This is a genomic window from Streptomyces sp. NPDC043854 (assembly GCF_056436005.1).
This window is the reverse complement of the sequence record NZ_JBWKDK010000006.1, coordinates 176689-199694: the sequence shown is the minus strand read 5'-3', so window position 1 is coordinate 199694 and position 23006 is coordinate 176689. Positions and strand designations below refer to the sequence as shown.

13 protein-coding genes and 1 pseudogene are annotated in these 23006 nt (G+C 71.1%); 5 read left to right on the top strand and 9 right to left on the bottom strand.

Annotated elements, in window-relative coordinates:
* Positions 1 to 42: 42 nt before the first annotated feature.
* Complete coding sequence (locus AC068A_RS08665) at positions 43 to 375, bottom strand: hypothetical protein (RefSeq protein WP_478582800.1); 333 nt, start codon at positions 373 to 375, stop codon at positions 43 to 45.
* Positions 376 to 513: 138 nt separating this feature from the next.
* On the bottom strand, positions 514 to 831 hold the full coding sequence (locus AC068A_RS08660; protein WP_478582612.1) for a hypothetical protein: 318 nt from the start codon (positions 829 to 831) through the stop codon (positions 514 to 516).
* 245 nt (positions 832 to 1076) lie between these two features.
* Here AC068A_RS08660 and AC068A_RS08655 point away from each other — a divergent pair, with 245 nt between their 5' ends.
* Together AC068A_RS08655 and AC068A_RS08650 are read left to right on the top strand one after the other, a co-directional pair.
* Positions 1077 to 1256, top strand: coding sequence for an MbtH family NRPS accessory protein (locus AC068A_RS08655; RefSeq protein ID WP_478582609.1), 180 nt, complete (start codon positions 1077 to 1079; stop codon positions 1254 to 1256).
* Positions 1257 to 1529: 273 nt separating this feature from the next.
* On the top strand, positions 1530 to 2732 hold the full coding sequence (locus AC068A_RS08650) for an acyltransferase family protein (RefSeq protein ID WP_478582606.1): 1203 nt from the start codon (positions 1530 to 1532) through the stop codon (positions 2730 to 2732).
* A gap of 134 nt (positions 2733 to 2866) precedes the next feature.
* Here the strand turns inward: AC068A_RS08650 and AC068A_RS08645 are convergent, their stop codons facing one another.
* On the bottom strand, positions 2867 to 6769 hold the full coding sequence (locus AC068A_RS08645; RefSeq protein ID WP_478582603.1) for an FG-GAP-like repeat-containing protein: 3903 nt from the start codon (positions 6767 to 6769) through the stop codon (positions 2867 to 2869).
* 478 nt (positions 6770 to 7247) lie between these two features.
* On the opposite strand from AC068A_RS08645, the gene AC068A_RS08640 reads away from it, so the two are divergent.
* The gene (locus tag AC068A_RS08640; protein ID WP_478582600.1) at positions 7248 to 13898 is read left to right on the top strand and encodes a polymorphic toxin-type HINT domain-containing protein; all 6651 of its coding nucleotides are present in this window, start codon (positions 7248 to 7250) and stop codon (positions 13896 to 13898) included.
* An 11-nt stretch (positions 13899 to 13909) separates the two neighbouring features.
* A complete protein-coding gene (locus tag AC068A_RS08635) occupies positions 13910 to 14251 on the top strand; it encodes a hypothetical protein (RefSeq protein WP_478582597.1) in 342 nt (113 codons plus the stop codon).
* A gap of 95 nt (positions 14252 to 14346) precedes the next feature.
* Here the strand turns inward: AC068A_RS08635 and AC068A_RS08630 are convergent.
* The 6 genes and pseudogenes from AC068A_RS08630 to AC068A_RS08605 form a co-directional block, all read right to left on the bottom strand.
* Positions 14347 to 14553, bottom strand: a pseudogene (locus tag AC068A_RS08630) (site-specific integrase); the annotation flags it as partial.
* 417 nt (positions 14554 to 14970) lie between these two features.
* Positions 14971 to 15894, bottom strand: coding sequence for an NAD-dependent epimerase/dehydratase family protein (locus tag AC068A_RS08625; RefSeq protein ID WP_478582594.1), 924 nt, complete (start codon positions 15892 to 15894; stop codon positions 14971 to 14973).
* Positions 15891 to 17630 (bottom strand): cytochrome P450, encoded by a 1740-nt coding sequence (locus AC068A_RS08620; protein ID WP_478582591.1) that lies wholly within the window; start codon positions 17628 to 17630, stop codon positions 15891 to 15893. The genes AC068A_RS08625 and AC068A_RS08620 overlap by 4 nt, the downstream gene beginning before the upstream one ends.
* Before the next feature lie 320 nt (positions 17631 to 17950).
* Positions 17951 to 19495 (bottom strand): AMP-binding protein, encoded by a 1545-nt coding sequence (locus AC068A_RS08615; protein ID WP_478582588.1) that lies wholly within the window; start codon positions 19493 to 19495, stop codon positions 17951 to 17953.
* Positions 19495 to 20292, bottom strand: a complete 798-nt coding sequence (locus tag AC068A_RS08610; RefSeq protein WP_478582585.1) for a glycosyltransferase family 2 protein — start codon at positions 20290 to 20292, stop codon at positions 19495 to 19497. The genes AC068A_RS08615 and AC068A_RS08610 overlap by 1 nt, the downstream gene beginning before the upstream one ends.
* Complete coding sequence (locus tag AC068A_RS08605) at positions 20289 to 21314, bottom strand: 3-oxoacyl-ACP synthase III family protein (protein ID WP_478582582.1); 1026 nt, start codon at positions 21312 to 21314, stop codon at positions 20289 to 20291. The genes AC068A_RS08610 and AC068A_RS08605 overlap by 4 nt, the downstream gene beginning before the upstream one ends.
* A 170-nt stretch (positions 21315 to 21484) precedes the next feature.
* Between AC068A_RS08605 and AC068A_RS08600 the strand changes: the two genes are divergently transcribed.
* Complete coding sequence (locus AC068A_RS08600; protein ID WP_478582579.1) at positions 21485 to 22993, top strand: hypothetical protein; 1509 nt, start codon at positions 21485 to 21487, stop codon at positions 22991 to 22993.
* Positions 22994 to 23006: the final 13 nt, after the last annotated feature.

Genomic DNA, 23006 nt, shown 5'->3' with positions numbered 1-23006 from the left:
CTCCGGGCGGGCCCCGGCCGGCACCTCCAGCCGCCACACCACCTACCGCCGCGCGACCAGGTCCGCGAGCGCGGCCGACACGTCGACCCCGGGCAGCGCGGCCCGGATCTCCCGGGCCGGCCGTACGCCGTCGCACAGCGCGAGCACGGCCCGCGCCGCCGCGGTCAGGGCCTGCCGCGGCCGGCCCGGGACGGTCACCTCCTCACCCGTCTGGCGGACGAACGGCACCCTCCGGGGCGCCACCCACTCCCGCAGGGCCGGGTCCGCGTCCAGGATCGCGGCGAGGGCGTCGACGGCCCAACTGGCGAAGTACACGCGGGAGTCCGCGAGGAAGCCCGGCCCGGGGTCGACCTGCACCCCGTCGGCGGCGGCCAGGTCCCAGCGGCCCCAGCCGACGGGGCCGAAGAACCCCGATGGTGTCGTTCTTGACGCAGAACCGCTGCCAGTGGTGGGCCACCAACTCCTCGCGCTGCCGCGGCATGCTGGTGCGGCCGGCGGCGGTCGGCGTCCAGTTCAGGAACGGGGCGATCCCCGTGCGCAGCACGGCCGGGTTCTGCCAGGCCACGGCGGCCCGGAAGCGCGGCGAGGCCGCGATCTCCTGGAGCAGCCGGGCGTGCGCACGGCGCCCTCCTCGAAGGCCCCGATGAAGCCGTCCCATTCCGGACCGGCGAGCGGATCGCCCGGCCCGAACTTGTCCGCGGCCAGACCCAGCCCCGGCGGCGCCGTGCGCAGGACCCCCTCGGCGGGGAAGCCGGGGCCGCGGAGCGCGAAGTGCTCCCACAGCCGCCACCCGCCCGAGGTCAGGTACACGTTCTCCGGTGTGTCCGACATGGCGGAGCTCCTTCCAGCCCGAGGGGGTGGCCTGGCCGGCGGCGCCCGCCGCCCCCGGCACCTGCCGGAACCTCTCGGGCGCCACCCTGGCTGCCCGGAACACTGCCGCCGCCCGCACCGCGGCCGCCAGGGAAGGAGCGGCAGCACCGTCCGCCGGTCCTGCTGCGCGTTTGTCCCTATGGCCGGGGAGGGGCGGGGCGGCAGGGTGGGACCGCTGACCGATCGATTGCGGGAGGACCGAGGCGATGAGTGACAGGGACACCGACGAGAGCCGCTACCGGGTCGTGCACAACGACGAGGAGCAGTACTCGATCTGGCGGGCGACCGCGAACTGCCGGCCGGCTGGCACGACGAGGGCACCGCAGGCACCCGGCAGGAGTGCCTGGACCACATCGGCCGCGTGTGGACCGACATGCGCCCGCTGAGCCTGCGCCGCAGCCTGGCCGAGGCCGCCGGCGCCTGACGGGGGACACACACGCCGCCCGGCGTGGCTGAGGCGCGGGGGAACCGAGCCCCGCCGGCCGGCGTGCCCGCCCCTCCGAGCAGCCGGCGGGGCCTGATACGGCAGCCCGGCCGAACCGCCCGGACGGTCGGCCGTACAGAATGCCGGCGCACTGCCCGAGGCGAGCGCCTGGCCGGGCGGCTTGCCTGCCGCGGCTTTTCGGCGGTCCCCTCCGGACAGTCGCGCCGGCGGCTGCATGGCTCGAGGAGCAGGCCACGGCGCGGGAAGTAGGATCTGCCGGATGCGTAACCACCTCATACCCAGCCCGCGTCGCGCAGCGGATCCGATGCCACTTCCAGTGGCTGGGAAGCGTCCCAGGCTGGAGGCTCTGGACGGCCTCCGGCTGATAGCAGCCCTCATGGTTGTTTTTCACCACTATGTAGGGTTTGCGGGTAATTCTGAGGCTTCCAAGAACGCTTGGACCAAGCCGGTGGACGTGATGTTTCCCACCGCGTCCTGGCTCGCCTCGTACACCTGGACCGGGGTGGAGTTCTTCTTCATCATCAGCGGCTTCGTGATCTGCATGAGCAGCTGGGGCCGCAGCCTGGGCGACTTCTTCACCTCCCGCGTGGTGAGGCTCTACCCCGCCTACTGGTTCGCCGTCCTGGCCACCACGGCCGTGGTGACCCTGTGGCCGCTTGTCGTGCAGCCGCTGGGCGCGAAGGACGTCCTGCTCAACCTCACCATGCTGCAGGAGCCGTTCCGTGTCGCGTCCGTCGACGCCGTCTACTGGACGCTCTGGGTCGAGCTCCGCTTCTACCTGCTGTTTGCACTGGTGGTGTGGAAGGGGGTGACCTACCGCCGGGTGATCCTGTTCTGCGCGCTGTGGACGGTCGCCTCCGTACTGGTCACCTCAGGACGGGCGCCGTTCGCCAACTACATCGTCATGCCCGAGTACTCGCCCTACTTCGTGGCCGGCGTGGCCATGTACCTGATGCACCGCTTCCGGCCGACCCTGCTGCTGTGGGGCATCGTGCTGATCTCATGGCTGTTCTCGGTCCGGCAGGTTGCCCTGTACAACGACGCCCTGGCCGCCAGCCTCGGCCGTAGTCTGGACGCCAAGCCGGCCATCGCCCTGATGACCCTCGGCTACCTCGTGATGCTCGCGCTCGCGCTCGGCCGGCTGAGCTGGGTGCGGGGGAAGTGGCTCACCGTGGCCGGTGCGACCACGTACCCGCTCTACCTCCTGCACGAACACATCGGCTGGACCGGCATCCGGCTGCTGCGCCATCACCTCTCTCCGTGGACGCTGGTCGCCGTGATGACCCTCGGGATGCTGGCCGCGTCCTGGCTGGTCCACCGCTTCCTCGAACGACCCTTGTCCGCAGCCCTGAAGCGGGGCCTCACCCGGGCCCGCGGTTCAGTTCGCGCGCACTCGGACGCCGCGACGGCTGGCTGAACGCCGACGGTGGTCACGCCGACGGCCGGCGCAGCGCGCCCGACTTCGACGGGCCGGAACCGTTCAGGCATGGAGAGGGGGAGGGAGGATCCTTGCGGGATCCTCCCTCCCCCCAACAGGCTGGTTCTCCGAGGTCAGAGGATGATGTCGTAGGTGCTCCAGCCGACACCGATCAGGGTGCGGTCGGGTCCGATGAAGTCATAGAGCTCTCCGTTGCGGGTCAGACCCACTTGCTCCGCCGGGCCGTCGCTGTTGAGGTCGGCGGCGTAGGGGGTCCAGTCGGAGTTCCACCAGGCGACGCCTACGACGCTGGGGTTGCCGAGGCTCATGGCATCGTCGTTGCTGGTGTTGGGGTAGAGGTAGAGCTTGCCGTCGTTGCGGTGTGCCAGAACGTCGATCTTGTAGTCGTTGTCGAGGTCTGCGAATCGGAGGGTGGTCCAGTCCGCGGCTCCCCAGCCGATTCCGATCGAGATCCGGTTGCCGAGGGTCTGGGTACCGGTACCGCCCTTGTGGGGGTAGACCCACAGGTTGCCGCTGCCGTCCCGGCCGATGACGTCGGTGCGGCCGTCGCCGTTGATGTCCCCGAAGCCGAGGTCGTAGGCGTTCCAGCCGGTTCCGATCAGGACGGGGTTGTTGAGCGTATTGGTTCCGGTACGTCCTGTTCCCGGATACAGGTACAGGTCACCCAGGTGGTTGCGGGTGACGATGTCGGTGTAGCCGTCGTTGTTGAGGTCGGACGTGTAGATGTTGGTCCAGTGGTCACGCCACCAGCCGTTGCCTGCGAAGTACCGGGTACCGAGCGTGCTCGTGCCCGTTCCGCCGGTGCCGGGGTAGATCCAGAGCTCGCCATTGGCATCACGGGTGACGATGTCGGTGTAGCCGTCGCCGTTGTAGTCGGGCCGGCTCTGCGTGCCGCTGGTCCACAGGCTCTGTCCGGAGGCGTTGTAGAGGACGAGTGCGCCCCTTGGCTGGAGTACGGCGTACGAGTACGGCGTGCTGGTCTTGGTGCTCCACAGCGCCGTCTTGCCGTCCGCGGCGTAGACGACGAAGTTCCCGTCGCTCTGCATGCGGGCCACGGCGCCCGGGTTCCCGGTGGTCCTGGTCGCCCAGACGGGCTTCTTGTCCTTGGTGTACAGCACGAGGTTGCCGTCGGCCTGCATCACGAGCTTGGCGTTGCCGCTGGAGAACTCCTGCCCGGAGGCGAGGGTGGTCCCGGAGGGGATGCGTGGGCCGGGCACGCCGTCGATCTCGAACCGGTTGGCGAAGGAGCCGACGGTGGTGCTGTCTGCGGTGAGCCGGCCGGGCCAGCCGACCATGGTGTTGTCAGCTTGGCGGGCCCACAGGTCGGTGATGCTGTCGCCGTTGAGGTCACCGGCTGCGGCGAGGGTCGGGTAGGCGGCCTGGGAGACGCCGGAGCCGATCTTGGAGCGCGTCTGGGTGCCCCAGGTGGCGAGGTCGACGGCCTGGTCTGCTTCCTGGCTCCTCTTGCCGTGCGTCTGCAGGATGTCACCTGTGGCGCTGTCGCGCAGCCAGAGGTCCGGCACGCCGTCCTTGTTGATGTCGCCGGGGGCGATGACGGTGTACTTGTCCCAGTCGGTGCCGCCCACGAGCACGGGCGCGGTGTCGTCCAGGGAGCCCCAGATGGTGTTGTAGTACGCCCAGAGCTTGTTCCCCTGTTTGACGAGGACGTCCGGGACCTTGTCGCCGTTGAGGTCTCCGGGCGCGATGATCTGCTCGGCGTTCGACCAGTGATCGTTTCCGGGCAGGTTCACCCCCATCGGGATGGGGTTGTGGACTGCGCCCCGGCCGTTGTTGCCGTAGATCGACAGAACCTTGTTCGTGGCACCCGCCGGCTGCTCGAGGGCCAGCATGTCGTTGTAGCCGTCATCGTCCCAGTCGCCGAGGGTGGCGACCTGGGCGCCGGCGAAGGACTTGCCGGAGCTGACTGACGCCGAGAACTTTCCGTTGCCCTGGCCGGTGTAGGTCAGGAGACTGCCGAAGAGGTCGGCGCTCCAGATGTCGCGCAGGCCGTCGCCGTTGAGGTCGTGGGCCGTGTCGACGGTTGCCGTACGGCCCGCGTAGAACTGGTAGGCGGTGGTGTCGGAGCGATTGCCGGCGGCGTCCTGGCTGAAGGCGTAGACGAAGTGCGGGCCTGCGCCGGGAGGGGTCAGCCTGGCAGTGAACGAGGTGCCGGCGGCGACGGAGGCGCTCTTCACCTCCGGATCCCAGTCGGTGTAGTAGCCGTACCAGGTGAGGTCCTCGACGCCGTTGTCGGAGAGGGTGAAATCCCCTTCCTGGCGGGCCTTTCCGGTGCCCTGGGGCCAGCCGTTCCTGCCGTCGGGGAAGACGGCCGAGGAGATCTTCGGTGCTTTTGCCGGCCGGGTGCGGTCCACGGTGAACTTGCAGGTCTGGGACCAGGCCGACTGGGCGCCGTCCTGGTCGGTCGTCCGCGCCTTCCACTCGTAGCTCCCGTTCGGCAGGGAGGTGTCGGGGACCGCCCAGGTCGCGACCTTGCCGTTGTTGGCGGAGACGGACAGGCTGGCGGCGGGCGTGCTCTGGCCGGACTTGAAAATCTGGAACTCGGTGGTCAGGTTCCCCGAGTCACGGTCGGAGGCCGTTGCGTACAGGCTGATCGTGGCATTGCCGATCGCGCCACCCTGGAGGCAGGGCACCCACGGCGACGTACCCGGGTCGGACGGGGTGTTGGGCGGGTTGTTGTACTCGATCTCCAGCGTCATCGTCTTCGCGTCGAAGCGCTTCCACTGGAAGACGTCGCTCTCGTTCGGCGCGAACAGGCCCAGGGTCACGCTCGACCGGTTGTTGGCCGCGGCTTCCTGTACGGCCTTGGTCGCGTTGAACTCCAGGTTGCCTGCCTCGCAGCCGGGCCGTCCCTTGGCGTCCTTGACGGCGTCCAGGTACTGGCCCTTGGCGGGCTGGCGGTCCCACGTCGTCTGGGGGGAGATCGGCCCGGTCGACCACAGCTCAACCAGAGTCTTGGTGCAGGACCAGGACCAGGTCTCCTTGATCCGGAAGGTGGCCTTGGTCACCTGGGCGCCCTTGACGCCGGAGGTGTCGAGCTGGAAGTAGGAGCGGGAGAGCCCGTTCGTCTCGGACTCGTAGCCGACTCGCACGTCCTCCTTGGTGTTCCAGTACGAGTTTGATCGCCAGGTGCGGTAGGCCCACGCCCAGTTCTGCCGTTCGCCCCAGGCCACCGACGGGTCGATGAAGACGGGGTACTTCGTCTCCGTAGCGGTGAGGAGGGCCTGGTCGGGCTTGATCTCCAGCGTGCCGTTCGCGACGGTGGCGGGCATCTGGGCGTTCTTCGCGCCCGACGGCGTGACGAAGGCGTCCGAGGGGGCGGTGGCGGTGGCGGTGTCTGTTCCACCGTCTGCGCTGAGTGCCTGCATGCCAGTCGGCGCTTGGGTAGCGCCCGCTGTGGTGGTGGAGTCCCACATCAAGGGGGCAGGCGAGGTGAAGACGAGCTCGCCGGCCGGGTTGACGGCGGTCAGCAGACCGGTTGTCGCGTCCCGGCTGACGTTGAGGCCCACGGTGTCGATCTTGAACTTCAAGGTGGCGAGGTCGGGGTGCTTCGCTGCAGCGGGGGTCTTGACGACCAGCAGCTGGGAGAAGCCCTCGACCTCGGCCTTCAACTGAAGGTCAACGTCCGGCAATACGTTCGCGTACGTGGCCACGTTCGCCGCCAGGGTCGGCTTGGGCAGTGCTGTCGGCCACGAGAACGACAGCGTCCGACCGTTTCTCACGCCCGTCAGCAGCGGGCCGGCCCCGCCTCCCGAGAAGGCGATCGAGACGGCCGAGGCCTTGGGCCTCACCTTTCCGTCGGCCGCGAATTCCAGCGTCGGATCGGTTGGCACCCAGCCCCCGGCACGCCGCACCCGCACGGTCGTCCCGTGCCGCTTGACCGACCACTTCCCCGTCGGCAGCGCCCACGTGTCCGAGGTCTCGGTCCGTGCCGAGACGAGCTCGAACGGCTGCCCGGTCTCCTTCGCCTTGGCGAGGGCGAAGTCGGCTGCCGTCATGGAGCCCTCCGCCACGGGATCCGTGGCGGCCGAAGCGCTGCCAGAAGGCTGGAAAATACTGAGTCCGGTTACGGTCATAGCGCCCGCCAATGCGATGCATATGAGCCGCGAAATCCCCCGCCCACCCGAAAGTATCGGCCGGGCCTCTCTTATTCTCACGTAAACTCCAACTGTCGGATTTCACCGCGACTCTACCGGGCGTGAGGTTACCCAGCCCGCTGTGACCAGCAGATTTTAAGCCACGCATACGCCGGGTATCCGTTTGGTTACCAAGATCCATCTTGCTCGCACTGTGTCCGATACGCCCACAATGAATCGGACCTGACTGTGCGTCGGGTAGGGGTGCGGATCCCTGTTAGCCTGCGCCGGTGAATTGTGTAGATAGATGGGGTGGGGTGTGAGAACATTTCACAGACGAGGATTTTCCGCGGCGTTGGCCGCGGCGATCCTCTCAAGCGTGTTGCCTGGCTCAATTGCCATGGCCGAAAGCAAACCACGGCCGGCGCTGCCGGACCTCAAGCAGCCGAAGGCCGTACCCGTCGCGCCGGTCCGCGCCGGCGGGGCGAAGAAGCCGGACGCCGCGGCGAAGAACCCGTGGAAGGCACCCAAGGTTGCCTGGCCCGCGCCGGGAACCGCCGAGGTGGACCTGGCGTCCGCCCCGGTCTCGAAGTTGTTCCTCTCCGGTAGCGCGTCGCAGGCTCCGGGCGTCGGTGCACGCTCCCAGCAAGCCGGCAGGCTCCCTGTCGCCGTGTACACCGCGCCGGGCAAGGCGGCAGAGGCCCCCTCCAAGGTGAAGGTGTCCGTCTCCGGCAAGGACGCCGCCCGCAAGGCCGGCGTCGACGGCATGCTGCTGTCGGTGGGCCGCTCGGACGGCGCGAAGCAGGCCGCAACGGCGAAGGTCGAGGTCGACTACAACACCTTCCGCAACGCCTACGGCGGCGATTACGCGGCGCGCCTCCACCTCGTGGAACTTCCCGCGTGTGCGCTGACGACCCCGGACCGCCCGGAATGCCGCGCCCAGAAGCCTCTCCAGACCCGCAACGACACCCGCTCGGGCAAGCTCACCGCCCAGGTCACCACACCGGCCGCGGCCGCGCCTTCGGCTAAGTCGGGCGCGGCCGCGATGTCCGCTGCCGCAGGCGCCGCCGGCGCGACCGTCCTCGCGGCGACCGCCGGCGCGTCCGGAGCGACGGGTGACTACAAGGCCACCCCGCTCCAGCCCTCGGGTTCCTGGAGCGCCGGCGGCTCCACCGGGGCCTTCTCGTGGTCTTACAACGTCAGCATCCCGACCACCCCGGGCGGGCTCGATCCGAAGATCAGCCTGTCCTACAGCTCCCAGACGGTCGACGGGCGGATGGCCGCCTCCAACAGCCAGGCCTCATGGATCGGCGACGGATGGTCCTGGGAGCCCGGCTTCATCGAGCGCAGGTACAAGGCCTGCAACGATGACAAGACCGGTGCCACGAACACGACCAAGGTCGGGGACCTGTGCTGGTTCAACGACAACGCCACGCTGTCGCTGAACGGCAAATCGACGGAGCTCGTCTTCGAGCAGGGCAAGGGCTGGCACCCTGCCGCCGACTCCGGCGAGAAGGTCGAGAAGCTGACCGACGCCTCCAACGGCGACGACAACGGTGAGCACTGGAAGATCACCACGACCGACGGCACCCAGTACTTCTTCGGCCTGAACCGGCTGCCGGGCTGGAAGGACGCCGCCACCCCGACGACGAACTCGGCCTGGACCGTGCCCGTCTTCGGCAACCACCCGGGCGAGCCCTGCTACAACGCCTCCTTCGCCAGCGGCTGGTGCCACCAGGCCTGGCGCTGGCAGCTCGACTACGTCGTAGCCCCCGGCGGCAGCGCCATGGCGTACTACTGGAAGACCGAGACCAACAACTACGGCCGGAACGTCTCGGAGTCCACCGGCAAGGCCACGGTCACCCCGTACATCCGCGGCGGCTGGCTCGACCACATCGACTACGGCCTGCGCGCCGACAGCGTGTATACCGCCAAGGCCATGGGCCAGGTCACGTTCGACGTCAACGAGCGCTGCCTGACCGGCTGCACCACCTTCGACGAGACCAACGCCAAGAACTGGCCCGACTCCCCGTACGACCTGTTCTGCAAGGACGGGTCCACCGAGTGCAAGGACCAGTACTCGCCGACGTTCTGGTCACGCATGCGCCTGACCGGGATCAACACGAAGATCCTCACCAGCGGCGCCTACCAGGACGTCGACTCCTGGAAGCTCGAGCAGGACTTCCCTCCTTCCGGCGACGGCATATCCCGGGCCCTGTGGCTGAAGTCGATCACCCGGACCGGCAAGTCGGGCAGTGGCGCAGACGTGCCCCTGCCGCCCGTCACCTTCGCCGGTGAGCAGCGTCCCAACCGCGTCGATGCGACCGGCGACGGCCTGGCACCGTTCGTCCGGCTGCGCATGTACCAGGTGACCACCGAGACCGGCGGCACTGTCGGCGTCACCTACTCCCAGCCCGACTGCACCGCCGCGACGCTGCCCAAGCCGGACGAGACGAACACGACGCGCTGCTACCCCGTCAAGTGGGCCTGGGAGGGCGACACCTCCAAGGTTGACTGGTTCAACACCTACGTGGCGACCCAGATCGTGGAGGGCGACAACATCGCCGCCTCGCCCGACAAGGTGACGTCCTACAGCTACGTGGGCGGTGCCGCCTGGGCCAAGAGCACGGACGAGTTCACCAAGGCCGACGATCGCGTCCACTCCGTGGCGCGCGGCTACGGACTGGTGCAGACGCGAACCGGAGCCGCCGACGACGCCAAGACGCTCTCGGAGGCCCGCTACTTCCGCGGCCTGGACGGAGCGGAGGTCAAGGACTCCACCGGGGCAGTCGTCGTCGACCGGACACCGTTCGCCGGCACCCCGCGCGAAACAGTGCTCTACAACGGCGACGACACGACCAAGCCCCTGACGGCCACGTCCGTCACTCCGTGGTCCTCTGCCGCCGCCGCGACCAGGAAGCGCACGGACCTGCCCGACCTGGTCGCGGTCAAGACGGGCACGGAGAAGCAGTCCACCCGAGTGACCGTCACCGGCGGTACGCGCACGGTCGAGTCCACGAGTCACTTCGATGACTACGGCATGGTGGACTGGGTCTCGGAGACCGGAGACACGGCCAAGTCCGGGGACGAGAAGTGCACGACCAGCACGTACGCCCGCAACACGGACACCTGGATCCTCAACAAGGTCAGCCGCATCACATCAGTCGCCGCGCCCTGCGGGACACCTGCGAGCGGGCCGGCCGACATCATCAGCGACGTCCGCACCTACTTCGACAACGCCGCCCTCGGCAGCGTCCCGGGCAGCGGCCTGATGACGAAGATCCAGAAGATCAACGGCAGGGGCGACGACTACGACACCGTCTCCAGCGTCCCCTCCACCTGCGGCGCCGCAAAGAACGAGCTCTGCTACGACATCCACGGCCGCCAGCTCGCGGCCGCCGACGCGTACGGCAAGGTCACCACGACCGCCTACACCCCGGCCACGGGCGAGGCGCCGACCTCGATGACGGTCACCAACCCGCTGGGTCACGTCGTCACCTCCGAGGTGGACCCGCTGCGCTCGCAGCCGACGAAGGTCGCCGACGCCAACGGCAAGGTGACCACCACGGCCTACGACGCCCTCGGCCGTATGACGAAGGTCTGGCTGCCGAACTGGACCGTGGCCGACAACCCGAACACCCCCAGCCGCGTCTTCGAGTACACGATCCGCAACGACGGCCCGAACGTCACCACCTCGAAGACCCTGACCCACGACCACAAGTACGCCACCGTCCACTCCATCCAGGACGGCCTGCTGCGCGAGCGCCAGACGCAGACGCAGTCGCCCGACCTGGCCGGACGCCTCGTCACCGAGACGTTCTACGACACCCGCGGCCTGGCCTGGCGCAGCTCCGGTACCTACTACGCCGACGGCGCCCCGTTGCCCGACCTCGTGACCGGCGCCGAGACCGCCTACCCGTCGTCCACGGACACCCTCTTCGACGGTGCGGGCCGACCCACGGCGGTCATCGCCAAGAAGTTCGGCACCGAGACGAAGCGCACCACCACCAGCTACGCCGGTGACACGACCACGGTCGTACCGCCCACGGGAGGGGTGGCCACCGCCGTCGTCACGGATGCCCTCGGACGCACCGTCGAGCGCAAGCAGTACACCAACGCCGACCGCACGACATCGCAGTCCACCCTGTACAGCCACGACAAGCTGGGCCGGCTGGCACAGGTCACCGACCCGGGCAACGCCAAGTGGACGTACACCTACGACGTCCGCGGCCGCCTGGTCGAGACGAGCGACCCCGACAAGGGCATCACCAAGACCGCTTACGATGCCGGCGACCGTGCAACGGATGTCACCGACGCCCGCGGCATCACCCTGCACACCGACTACGACGACCTCGGCCGTCCGGTCGCCACCAAGCAGGGCACGACGACCCTGACCGCACACGTCTACGACACCGTCGCCAAGGGGCAGCTGACCAAGTCGGTCCGCTACGACAACGGCAAGGCGTACGAGTCGGAGATCCTCTCCTACAACCACCTGTACCAGCCGCTCGCCAGCACGGTGACCATCCCGTCCACCCCGGACACCGGGGCGCTGGCCGGCACCTACCAGTGGTCCAACACGTACAACATCGCCGGTCAAATCCTGACCACCAAGCAGCCGGCTGTAGGCGGCCTTCCGGCCGAGACGGTCGGCAGCACCTACAAGTCGGTCTCCGGCCTCCTCAACAGCATGGGAGCCGGCACCAGCCGTCTGGTCTCGGCCATGGCCTACGACCACTACGGCCGCAGCATCCGGTCGGAGCACGGAGCCCTCGGCCAGCGCCTCTACCGCACGAGCGAGTACGACGAGCACACCGGCGAGGTCACCCGCTCCTACACCGACCGCGACCTCGCGCCGCAGCGGATCGAGGACACCAAGTACGGCTACAACCCGGCCGGCAGCATCACCTCCATCGCAACCGCCTACGGCCAGGACGCCCTCCGCACCACCGACACCCAGTGCGTCAAGCTCGACGCGCTGAACCGCATCACCCAGGCGTGGACCAACAAGGGCGAAACCTGCGCGACGTCCCCGTCGGCGACGGTGATCGGCGGCGAGGACCCGTACTGGACCACGTACACCTACGACGCGGTCGGCAACCGCAAGACCGAAACCAAGCGCAAGACGGGATCGGGCCCGACGGCTGACATCGTCCGCACCTACCAGGCCCCGACCCCCGGCAAGCACGACCTCCCCAAGGTGACGCAGACCGGAGTCGACCCGCACGAGGAGGTGTTCACCTACGACGCGGTCGGCAACACCAAAACCCGCAAGACCAGCACCGACGCCGAGACGCAGTACCTCGACTGGGACGCCGAAGGACATCTGAAGACCCTCAACCAGGGCACCTCCAGCAACTCCTTCGTCTACGACACCGCCGGCCAGCGCCTGCTCCGCAAGGACAGCAAGGGCACCACGCTCTACCTGCCCGGCGGCAACGAACTGCGCCTGGACAAGACCGGCACCGTCTCGGGCACCCGCTACTACGGCGGCGTGGCGATGCGCGAGGGCGGCAAGCTGACCTACCTCTTCGCCGACCACCACGGCACCGGCACGATGCAGGTGACCGCGGACGCCACCCAGACGGTCACCCGCCGCAAGACCGGCATCTTCGGCGAGGACCGCGGTCCCCAGCCGACGGCCTGGGCCGGCGACAAGGGATTCGTCGGCGGCACCAAGGACACCGACACCGGCCTCACCCACCTGGGAGCCCGCGAGTACGACCCGGTCACCGGCCGCTTCATATCGGTCGACCCGCTCATGGACCTGTCCAGCTCCCAGCAGATGCACGGGTACGTCTACTCCAGCAACAACCCCGTCAGCCTCTCCGATCCCACGGGCCTCATAGAAAGGGACTGCTGGAACGGCCACTGCGACGGCCACTACAACCCCCGACACGACAAGAAGAGCGTCAACGACCCGACACGCAAGACGGGACTGACGGGCGGCTACGACAGCTACAACAAATACAGAGCGCCGACGCTGCTGGAAGACGACTACGGCTTCCCGATCCAGCTCCCCGAGAAGAAGCCGCAGCTCTTCATCAAGCTGTACGCCCAGCAGTACATCAAACAAACCAGCAGATTCGGCCTCGGATTCTCCGAGCAGGACGACTGGATCAACAAGACCCAGGCGATGATAAACGCCTGCCAAGAGATCAAGTGTGACGAGTTCGAAGACTATGTGATCCAGCACGGCATCGCCGTCGAAGCCGTGTACGGCCCCTTCGAGGGCCGCAACGTCAACGTCCGGTCAGCCCCCCTTCCCTCCAACGCCCGCAAGATACCCACGAGCAGGCCAACCAGCTGCCAGTGCTTCCTCGCCGGTACCAAGGTCCAACTGGCCGACGGCACGACCAAGAACATCGAGGACGTACAACTCGGCGACGAGGTCCTGGCCACCGACCCGCGCTCCGGTGAAACCGGAAAACGCCCGGTCACACGCCTGATCGTCACCGAAGACGACAAGCACTTCAACAAGCTGTCCATCGCAACGGAAGCAGGGATCAGCGAACTCACAGCAACACACGAGCACCCCTTCTGGTCCCCTTCCGAGCACGCGTGGCTGGAGGCCGCCGACCTCAAGCCCGGCATGTCGCTCCTCACGAGCGAAGGAACGACGGCCATCCTCACGGCCAACCACCCGTTCACCCAGCACGCCAAGACCTACAACCTGACGGTCGAAGACCTCCACACGTACTATGTGCTGGCGGGTAAGACTCCGGTACTCGTTCACAATTCGAATGAGCTCTGTGGTGTAAAGCTAACGCGAGGCGAAAAGGTTGCTGCGGCTGTTGGTGTAGATGATTTGTCGCCAGCGTTGCGGAAGAGTCTCACTGGGTTCATGAAGAAGAGTCCTGGAGACGCCGAAATCCCAGGAATCATTCGCCTCCCTGAAGGCGGCGCCGAGTTTAGCTATAAGGTGCCTGGCAGGGTTCCGGGATCATTTGCAATCTATCGGAAGCGAGTTGACGCTGAAGGTGTCACGGAGTTGGCGTACAAGACAACGTGGCTCCCTGACGGAACAATTGCACACATCAAGTTCAAGTAGGGTGAGGTTGCATGGAGCCAGAAGCGTTCGATGCGCTGACCGGCCTAATCCGCTGGGTCGATTCACTGGACGGGGTGATTGAAGCCGCCAACCTGTGCGACCTCAGGGAAGGGCATTCGGTGCGCCTGGACCGCCCAGCTGTGAGGAATGTTCTGCGAAGGTGCATATCCGGAGAGCTGAGCGTCCAAGACTTGCCCAGGTGGGCCGGTGCTGTGCATATGCTTGATCGCGTAGAGATCGCAGAAGAAGACGTAGAGTTGCTGACGCAGTTCCTCTTCGAGGTTTCGACGCCAGAGCTGTTTGTGCCGGTTACCGTCGACGTGTGTCGGCAGTGGATCGCTCGGCTCGAATAGACAGCAGCGGTTGACTCAGCAGCGACCCAGAGGCCCAGACGGAGAACCCTCCGTCTGGGCCTCTGGGGCGTGTGACGGCAACGGTGACGGCAACGTCAGCGGACGACGGCTACGGCGGGTGGGTCTTCAGGGTCTTCGTCGGTCGGGGTGAGGGCGTTGCTGAGGGTGTCGATGGCTTGGCGTTGGAGGCGGAGGCGTACGTGGGCGTAGACGCCGGCGGTGACGCCGATATGAGCGTGGCCGAGGAGTTCCTTGATCACGACGAGTTCGACGTCCTGCTCCAGGAGCAAAGTGGCGGTTGCGGCAGCCGTTGCATCGGCCTGGGGCGGGCATGGCTGGCCTCTTCAGCCACCCGCCAGCAGTTCTTCCGCTCGACGCCGAACAGCAGCCCAAGCACGAAGGCGTGGGCCGTGGCGCGAGGCTCGACCCGCTTGAACCGGCCGCGATCCGGGCATGCCCCGGTCGAACATCGCCCGCCACCGGGCTGCGTCTATGCTGTGCCCCGCGGCCACCGCACGATCTTCCGGAGTTCATGCAACCCTTGATGATCAGGCGGTGGCCGTTGCCGTTCTCACCCGGCCACGCCACACGATCGCGAAGTCGCACAGGAGTACTGGGAGGCGAAGAAGGGTAGCGCGGCCGTGGCCGATCCGGGGTGGGGGGATTGTGGTGGCCGGGTGGTGCGGTGGCATGGTGGCGGGAACTCTCTGTACTGCGGCTCATTTTTGTGGCAGTCCCCCGCCCGGCAGGGTGGCCAGGTAGTGGTCCAGGGTGTGGTGTGGGGTCCAGCCCTGGGAGTGGGCGCGGGTCAGGTCCAGGACCACCGAGTGGGCCAGTTGGTCCACCGCGTAGCGGCTCAGGAGCGGCTCGCCGCCGCGGGCCAGGGCCTCCGCGGCGCGGGCGGCCGTACGGGCCAGGGCCGGCGGGAGGTGGCGGATGCGGGCCGTGATGCCGTGGGCGCGCAGCACCCGGCGTACGGTCTCGTCCCGCGCGTACGGTTCCGCGTCGGCCACGTTGTACGCACCCGGTGCCCAACCGGCCGCCGCGAGCGCTGCGTCGGCCAGGTTCTCCACCGCCGTCAGACTGAGCAGGACGTCCGGGCCGGGGAGGAACAGCGTCCCCGCCCGCACCCGGGACAGGATGCGGGGGAGCAGGGTCGTGTCCCCGGGTCCGTAGACGGCCCGCGGCCGGAGCACCACCGCCCCCGCGGCGAGGGCCAGTGCCTCGCCCTCCGCCTTGGTCCGCCCGTACGCGTTCAGCTGGCCGGCACGCGGGTGGTCCTCGCCGACCAGGCTGCGGTCCGGGCGCGGGTCGTACACGCTCGCACTGCTCACCCACACCACCGGCAGGCCGCGGGCAGCCTGGAGCAGCCGTGCGGTTCCGCCGACGTTGACCGCGTGCATCTCCGCCTCGGCCGGCGAGCCGGGCGCCGGATCGCCCACAGCCGCCGCGCAGTGCACGACGAGGTCCGCCCCGGCGAGGTCCGGGAGTTCCCGGGCGGCGTCCCAGAACTGGTGCTCCCCGACGGGACCGGGCCGGCGGCCCACGCACACCACCTCCGCCCCGCGCGCGGCGGCTGCCCGGGCCACGTGCCCGCCGCAGAAGCCGCTCGCCCCCGTGACCGCGATACGTATACGTGTCATGCGCCCGCCGCCTTCACCGTGAGGACCCGCCACCCGGGCAGGGCCGCTCCGCGGTCCACGCGGGCCCGGACGACCCGCGGCCGGTACGGGGCCAGCGCCGCCAGGACGTCGGCCAGCTGGGCCCGGGCCAGCCGGGCACCGGGGCAGGCGTGCGGGCCTGCGCCGAACACCAGGTGGGCGTCGGCCGGCGCGGCCGGATCCAGGGCGTCGGGGTCGCGCCGGTGCGCCGCGGCGGCATGCCGGGCCACCAGCAGCAGCCGGTCGCCCCCGCGGACCGCGCAGCCGCCGACGCTCCCGTCCGAGGCAGCCACCCGCGGCAGCACCGGCGAGGCCGCGGTCACCCGCAGCAACTCGTCGGCCAGCCGGGGCAGCAGCGCCGGGTCGGCGGCCTGCTCCCACAGCCCGGCGTCGGCACACCAGGCCACGGCCCGGGGCAGGGCGGCCACCGTGGTGTTGACGGCGGCCACCGCCACCATCGCCCCCAGCGCCCCGTCCACACCCCGTCGCACCTCCGCGGCGGCGCCGGCACGGGTACCAGCAGGGGCGCTGGCACCAGGGCCCGCGCCCGTGCCCGCCTCCGCAGCCAGGCCTGTGCCCGTGCCTGTGCCCGTGCCTGTGCCCGTGCCCGTGCCCGAATCCGAACCCGTGCCCGTGCCCGTGCCCGTGCCCGGGGCGGCGTCCGGGCCTGCGTACGGGCATGAGCCCGTGTTCGGGCCCGGTTCCGCGTCGGTGCCGGTGGCCGGGGCCGATTCCGGGTTCGTGTCCGCGCGTGCGGTCACGCCCGCGTGCGCGGTGGTGCCGGGGTGCGTGAACGTGCCCGCAGCGGTGCTCGCGCCCGCGGCCGGGCCGGCGTCGGGTTCCGGATGGACGGTGGTGCCGCGGCGTGCGGGCCACGCCGGGGTGGCGGGCGTGTGCCTGGCGCCGGCCATGGCCTCGCTTCCGGTCAGCAGGTCCCGCAGGGTGCGGGCCGTGCGGGTGGCTGCGGCCGCGGCGCCCGGGCGGGGCAGGCCCGGCAGGTGGTCGCGGACCGAGGCCGCCGCCGCGTCGGCGGCCGCGCGGGCCACCGCCACCGGTTCCGCGTCCGTGCCCAGCAGCCCGCAGACCACCGACCCGGACAGCTCCCGGGCCAGGGCCACCAGGTCCACCTCGCCGCCCGCGGCGAGCGGCGCGAGCCGCTGCTCCAGCAACGGCCGCCACTGCGCCCGAAGTTGCTCCACTCCGGCCGCGCCGAGCCCGTCGGCAAGGGAGCGCCGGTCCGCCCGGTGGCCGCTGCCCTCCTGGTCGAACAACACGCCGCCGCCGGGGGCGCCCGCCCCCGCCAGCGCCGCGCGCGCCGCGCCGCCCGTGGTGCCGGCAGCCGTCCGGTCGAGCGGGAGCCGGGTCAGGGCTTCCCGGTAGGCGGCCGCGTCATGGACGAGCAGGGTCCGCCCGATCCGGCGCACCCCGCGCCCGCCCCGCGTCGCGGCGAGCAGCCCGAACAGCAGCGGATGGCTGCGCAGATACACCCGCCGGTCCCGCCGCCGCGCTGCCGCCACGTCCCCGTCGGCCGCACCGGGCCGCGACTCCGCCGGGCCGTCGGTTGCCGCGCCCGCGTCCGCCGCGTCGGGCTGCGTTGTCTCCGAGTTGTGGGTCACTGTGCCCGTGCCTGCCGGTACGGGCGGTGTCGTGGCCGGGCCGTCGGTTGCCGCGCCCGCGTCCGCCGTGCTGGGGTGCGTTGTCTCCGAGTCGTCGGTCACCGCGCCCGTGTCCGCCGGTCCGGGTCGTGCCTCGGCCGGGTCGTCGGTCGCCGTGTTCGCGGCCGGGTACCCCACCGCGGCGCGGGAGGCGGTCGCGGCCCCGGCGCGCTCGTGTGTCGCTGACGGTGCCGTTGCCGCGGCACGGCTCGGCGTTGCATGCCCTGCCGTGCCCCGGACCGCGGCGGGCCGGACTTCCACGGCCGGTGACGCGGGCGCGGCCCCGGCGGCGGGGGCCTGGGCCGCCGCAGGTGCCGTCGCCGGCCGCACCGCTGCTCCGGCGGCCGGCGCTGCGCCCCGGGCCGGGCGCATCGCAGGGGCGGTCATCGGCCGGTCCGCAGGCGCGAGGCGGCCAGGGCCGCGGCTGCCGCGCGGTCCGGTTTGCGGGACCGCCCGGACAGCGGGACCTCCGCGAACAGCACCGCGTCGGGCCGGGCGGAGCCCATCCGCCGCAGCGGATCCGCCAGCGCGGCCCGCAGCTCCGGCTCGGCGGCGCCGCGTCGCGGCTGTACGACGGCCACGAGCCGCTCGTCGCCCGCCGACTCCGCGGTCCCGCCGGCCGGGACGCCGACGAGCACGGCCAGCTCCACCCCCGGCACGTGCAGCGAGGGCTCGTACAGCCCCGGGTAGATGTTCTCGGCGCGGCGCAGCACCATGTCCTTCGTCCTTCCCTCCAGGACGATCCGGCCCGTCCCGTCCAGCCGTGCGCGGTCCCCCGTCCGCACCCACGGGTCGGGCTCCTCGCCCAGGTAGCGGTCGCGGGCCGCCGGCCCCGCCAGCAGCAGCTGCCCGTCCTCGTCCGTCTTCGCCGCCACCCCCGGCAGCGGGGTGCCCACCAGGTCGCCGGGGCCGTCGTACGCGGCCTTCTCCCGGGCCTCCACGGCGGCCGCCGGGAAGAGCTCGGTCAGCGCGTACACCCCCCAGGCCTCGGCCGCGCCCGCGTCCCGTACGCGGCCCAGCAGTTCGGCGCCGGCCGGGGCCGAGCCCGTCCACACCCGGCCGTGGAAGCGGGCGTCCGCCCGCAACGCATCGCGGAGTTGAGGGGGTGTCAGGTAGGTGTCGGCCGGCTTCAGGCGGTGCAGCTGGCGGGCCAGGACCCGCGGCGAACGGGCGGGGAGGGCGACCGGGGCCCCACGGGTGAGCGCGGGCACGAGCACGAAGAACGTGCCCCCGAGCACCGGCCGGTCGCCGTCACCCCCGAGCCCCCCGGCCCCCGCCGGCTCCGCGGCCGCCGCGAACAGGGCGCTCACCGTCTCCATCCCGGCGGCCAGGCTCGCCCGCGTGTGCACCACGGCCCGCGGCTTCGAGGTGGTCCCCGAGGTGAAGACGATCACCGCGTCGGCGTCTCCGGCAACGGCGGCACCGCGGCCCGCCGCCCCGCCCGCCGGCCGCGGCGCCCGCAGGTCCAGCGCGGGCGCGCACCCCGGCAGCCGCGGCCCGACGGTGGCCACCGGCCCGCCGAGCCCGGCCAGGTCCGGCAGTGCGAGCCGGGCCCTGCGGGCCAGCGGCCGGGCCCACCCGGCGGCGGCCTGCGCGGCCGCGTCGGCCAGCACCAGCGAGGGCCGGGCCAGCGCCAGCCGGGCGCGCAGCACGTCCGGCCCGGCCCCGGGGTCGAGGACGGCCCCGCGCAGCCCGAGCCGCCACAGCGCCAGCAGCACGGCCAGGGCCCGCGGCCCGGGCCGGACGGCGACGCCGACGGTGTCCCCGGCCCGCAGCCCCCGCGCGTGCAGGCCCGCGGCGAACGCGTCGGCCAGATCGGCGAGTTCGCTGCACCGGGCCCGCACCCGGGGGGCGCCCGTACGGGAGGCGGTCAGGACGGCCGGCCGCTCGGGGCGGCTGCGCAGCGCGTGGTCGAGTCGGTCGAGCATCAGCGGGGGTCGTCCGTTCCGTGAGGGCCGCTGCCCTGGTCGAGGTACCAGCGGGCGGTGCCGAGGATCCCGTACGCCCGCAGCCGGCGCGTGGAGTTCTCCACGACCATGGACCGGCAGCGGCTGATCCGGTCGGTGTGGCGGCGTACGGCGTTCAGGAAGAGCCGGTCCGTGGGCGACGGCCGCCGCGGCATGCCGCCGACCGCCAGGTACAGCTCGGCGGTGATGGCCATGTTGTTCCCGGCGTGCATGCGGTACGGGGCCCGGAACTCGCCCCGCCGCACGTGCTGCGGCCGCAGCCGCCCGAACAGTGCGGCGAGGCCGACCAGGGCGGCGAACCCGGCCCGGCCGAGCGGCCCGTGCTCGTCCCGCCGGGCGGTGATCCGCCCGCACACCAGGCCCGGCCGGGCCGTCAGCGCCGCCCGCGCGGCCCCCGCCCAGCCGGGCCGGGGGAGGCAGTCGGCGTCCGTACGGGCCAGCAGGGTCGCGCCCTGCCCGATCGCGTACCGGAAGCCGGTGTCCACGGCGGAGCCGACCCCCTTCTCCGGCTCCTCCAGGACCCGCACCGGGAACGGGGCGCCCGCCGCGAACTCCCGCGCGATGTCCCCGGTCCGGTCCGTGGAGGCGTTGTCGACGACCAGCAGGGTGAAGTCCCGGTCGTGCTGCGCGGCGAGCGCGGCGAGGGTGCCGGGCAGCCGGGCCTCCTCCTGGTGGGCGGGCAGCACCACCCACAGCGCGTGCCCGCGGCTCACGCCGTTCACGCCGTTCACGCCGCCCACGCCGCCCACGCCGCTCACGACTTCTCCCAGACCATCGTCATGATGCTGATGCCGCCGCCCAGCCCCACGCACAGCACCCGCTCGCCCGGGGCGAGTCCGGCGAACACCCGGTCCAGCTGGACCCCGATGCTCGCGCTCGCGATGTTCCCGAGCTCGGGCACCGTCACCACCAGCTTGCCGGCCGGAACCCCGGTCAGCTCCGCGAACCGCTCCAGGTACGGCACCGTCACCTGGTGCACCAGCACCTTCGCGACCCCGTCCCAGTCCAGGCCCGTGCGGTGCAGCGTCCGGTCGATGACCGCCGTGCCCACCTTCTCGAACACGCCCCGCAGCTCGTGCCCGTCACCGCGGAAGTAGGTGTACGCCTCCCCGCGCGGGTGCCGCGAGCCGCCGCCCGGGATGCCCCCGACCTCCCAGTGCTCCGAGTGCGTCTCGGTGTCCACGTCGAGAATCCCCCCGCGCTCCACCGCTTCCACGACCACCGCCGCCCCCGCATCGCCGAACGTGTACCCGGCGAAGCCGTCGCGCAGCTCCGCGAGGCTGCCCGGCGCGTACTGCACGGCCCGGCTCGGGGTCTCCCCGGTGACGACGAGCGCCCGCCGGGCCCGCCCGGCCAGGACCATCGCCCGGGCGAGGTCGATGCCGTTGATGAAGCTGTTGCAGGCGTTGGTGACGTCCAGCGCGTGCGCCCGCGTCCCGAGCTCCGCCTGCACGATGTGCGCGGTGGCCGGCTCGACCATGTCGCGGGACGCGGACGAGAACAGCAGCAGGTCGATGTCGGGCCCGGTGAGCCCGGCCGCGGCCAGCGCCCGGCGGCCCGCGCCCGCGGCGAGCGTCGACGCGTACACACCGGGGCCGGCGACCCGGCGGGAGCGGATCCCGGTGGCCTGCGTCAGCAGCCTCGGCGGCAGTGCGAGACCGCTGCGCCGCGCCACCTCCTGCTGGAGGGAGTCCGAGGACAGGGCCTCCTCGGGCAGCATGCTGCCCACGGCGGTGATGCCGGCGGCGCGGGGCTGCGGTTCGTACGACTGAAGGAACATGCCCTCACGATGGCAAGGCGCCCGCGGCCCGGGCCTGAGTACGGATGCTCAGATCGCACGCGCGTGCGCACGCTCCCGCCTGAGTACCCCGGCCCGCTGATCACGCCCAACGGGGGGACAGGCGCGGCCCGTTTTCGTAGGGTGAGGGGGCAGACCACGGAAGGGGCCGCATGGGCCAGACGGCGATACGCCAGTTACCGACGCTGGCGCAGTACCGGACCGACGGTGTGACCCGCCACCTGTGCGCGGGCGCCCACCTCGACGAGGACTTCGCGCGCGACGTCGACGTCGAGCTCACCGAGGACCGCCTGAACGCCATCGGCCTCACCCTCGGCATCGACCTGATCGCGCTCGCCCGCCACGCCCGCGCCGCGGTCCGCCGGATCGACCTCCGCGACCTGTGCCTGGCCTGGATCTGCGCCGTCTGCGTCTGGGCGGCCGTGCCGGCCCTGCTGTACGCGGCCGCCGCCGGCCTGACGGGGCTCGGCTACACGGCCGGCGCGGCGATCCTCCTCGGGTACGGGAGCGCCTGGTGGCTCGTCCACCGGGCCGAGAGCGAGGCCCGCACGGCGGCGCTCGCCGTCGAGCACGGCTCCGGGCGGGCCGCCGACCTCGCACCGCCGGTCGAACCCGAGGCGGAGCAGCGGCTCCGCGAGCAGCGGAAGGCGAACGTCGTCCCGTACACGGCGAGCGCCGAGCGCACCAACCCCTTCGTCGGCAGCGGATCGAAGCTCAAGGAGATGGTGTGGCAGCCCATCGACGTCAGCCGGCCCGCCGATGACCCGGCGGGCGGCGGCAAGCTCACCATCAAGCCGTTCGACGCGATCGACCTGCACACCTTCGTCGCCCGCGAGATGGAGAACATCGCCGGCCTCAAGGGCCTGCGGGCCCGCAACCGGCTGTACGTGATCGGCAACCACGTCCCGTACGTCGGCGCCGAACTGCTCCCGGACCGGCTGCGCATGCCCCGCTCCCAGATCCCCAAGCAGCTCGTCCAGGCGGGCCTGGTCCAGTCCGGCGCCGGCATGCGCACCTACCTCAGCCTGGAGCGCGCCGGTGAGGGCGGCCGGGCCATCGTGTCCATGCACCTGCGGGCCCGCCTCCAGCATCCGAGTCTCACCTGGGAGGTGTCGGCGTACGGCATCCCGCCGCTCCAGGCCCGCTTCAACCGGGTGAACCGCCTCCCGGTGGACGGGTTCGAGCGGTGGTGGAGCCTGGTCTCGTACGCGACCGGCGCCACCCTGTCCCTGCTGCTCAGCGCCCCCCGGCGGGTCTCGCGCCGGGCCTCGGAGCGGCGCCGGCGGGCCCGCACCCTGGAGAAGTGGCGCCGCGAGATCGACAAGCGGCACCTGCTGTACGACTACGGGGCCGCCGACAGCATCCGCGAGCGGGTCTCCGACTGGGGGCAGCTGGGCTTCTCCGAGCGCACCGACTCGCAGGACTTCCTCCAGCGCCTCCAGCAGGGCGTGCTGATAGCGACCGAGCGGTTCCTGAAGGACCACAACGTCGACACCAGCTCCTACGACCAGGCGCAGCAGGTCATCAACACCCACACCTACAACTTCCAGGGCGACATCCACGGCCCGGGCAACTACGGCCCCGGCGGCACCATCAACGGCCCCGGGCCGGGCCCGGGCACGCACCCGTCGGGCGGCGGCCAGGGCCCGTCGCGCCCCTGAGCCCCCGACATCC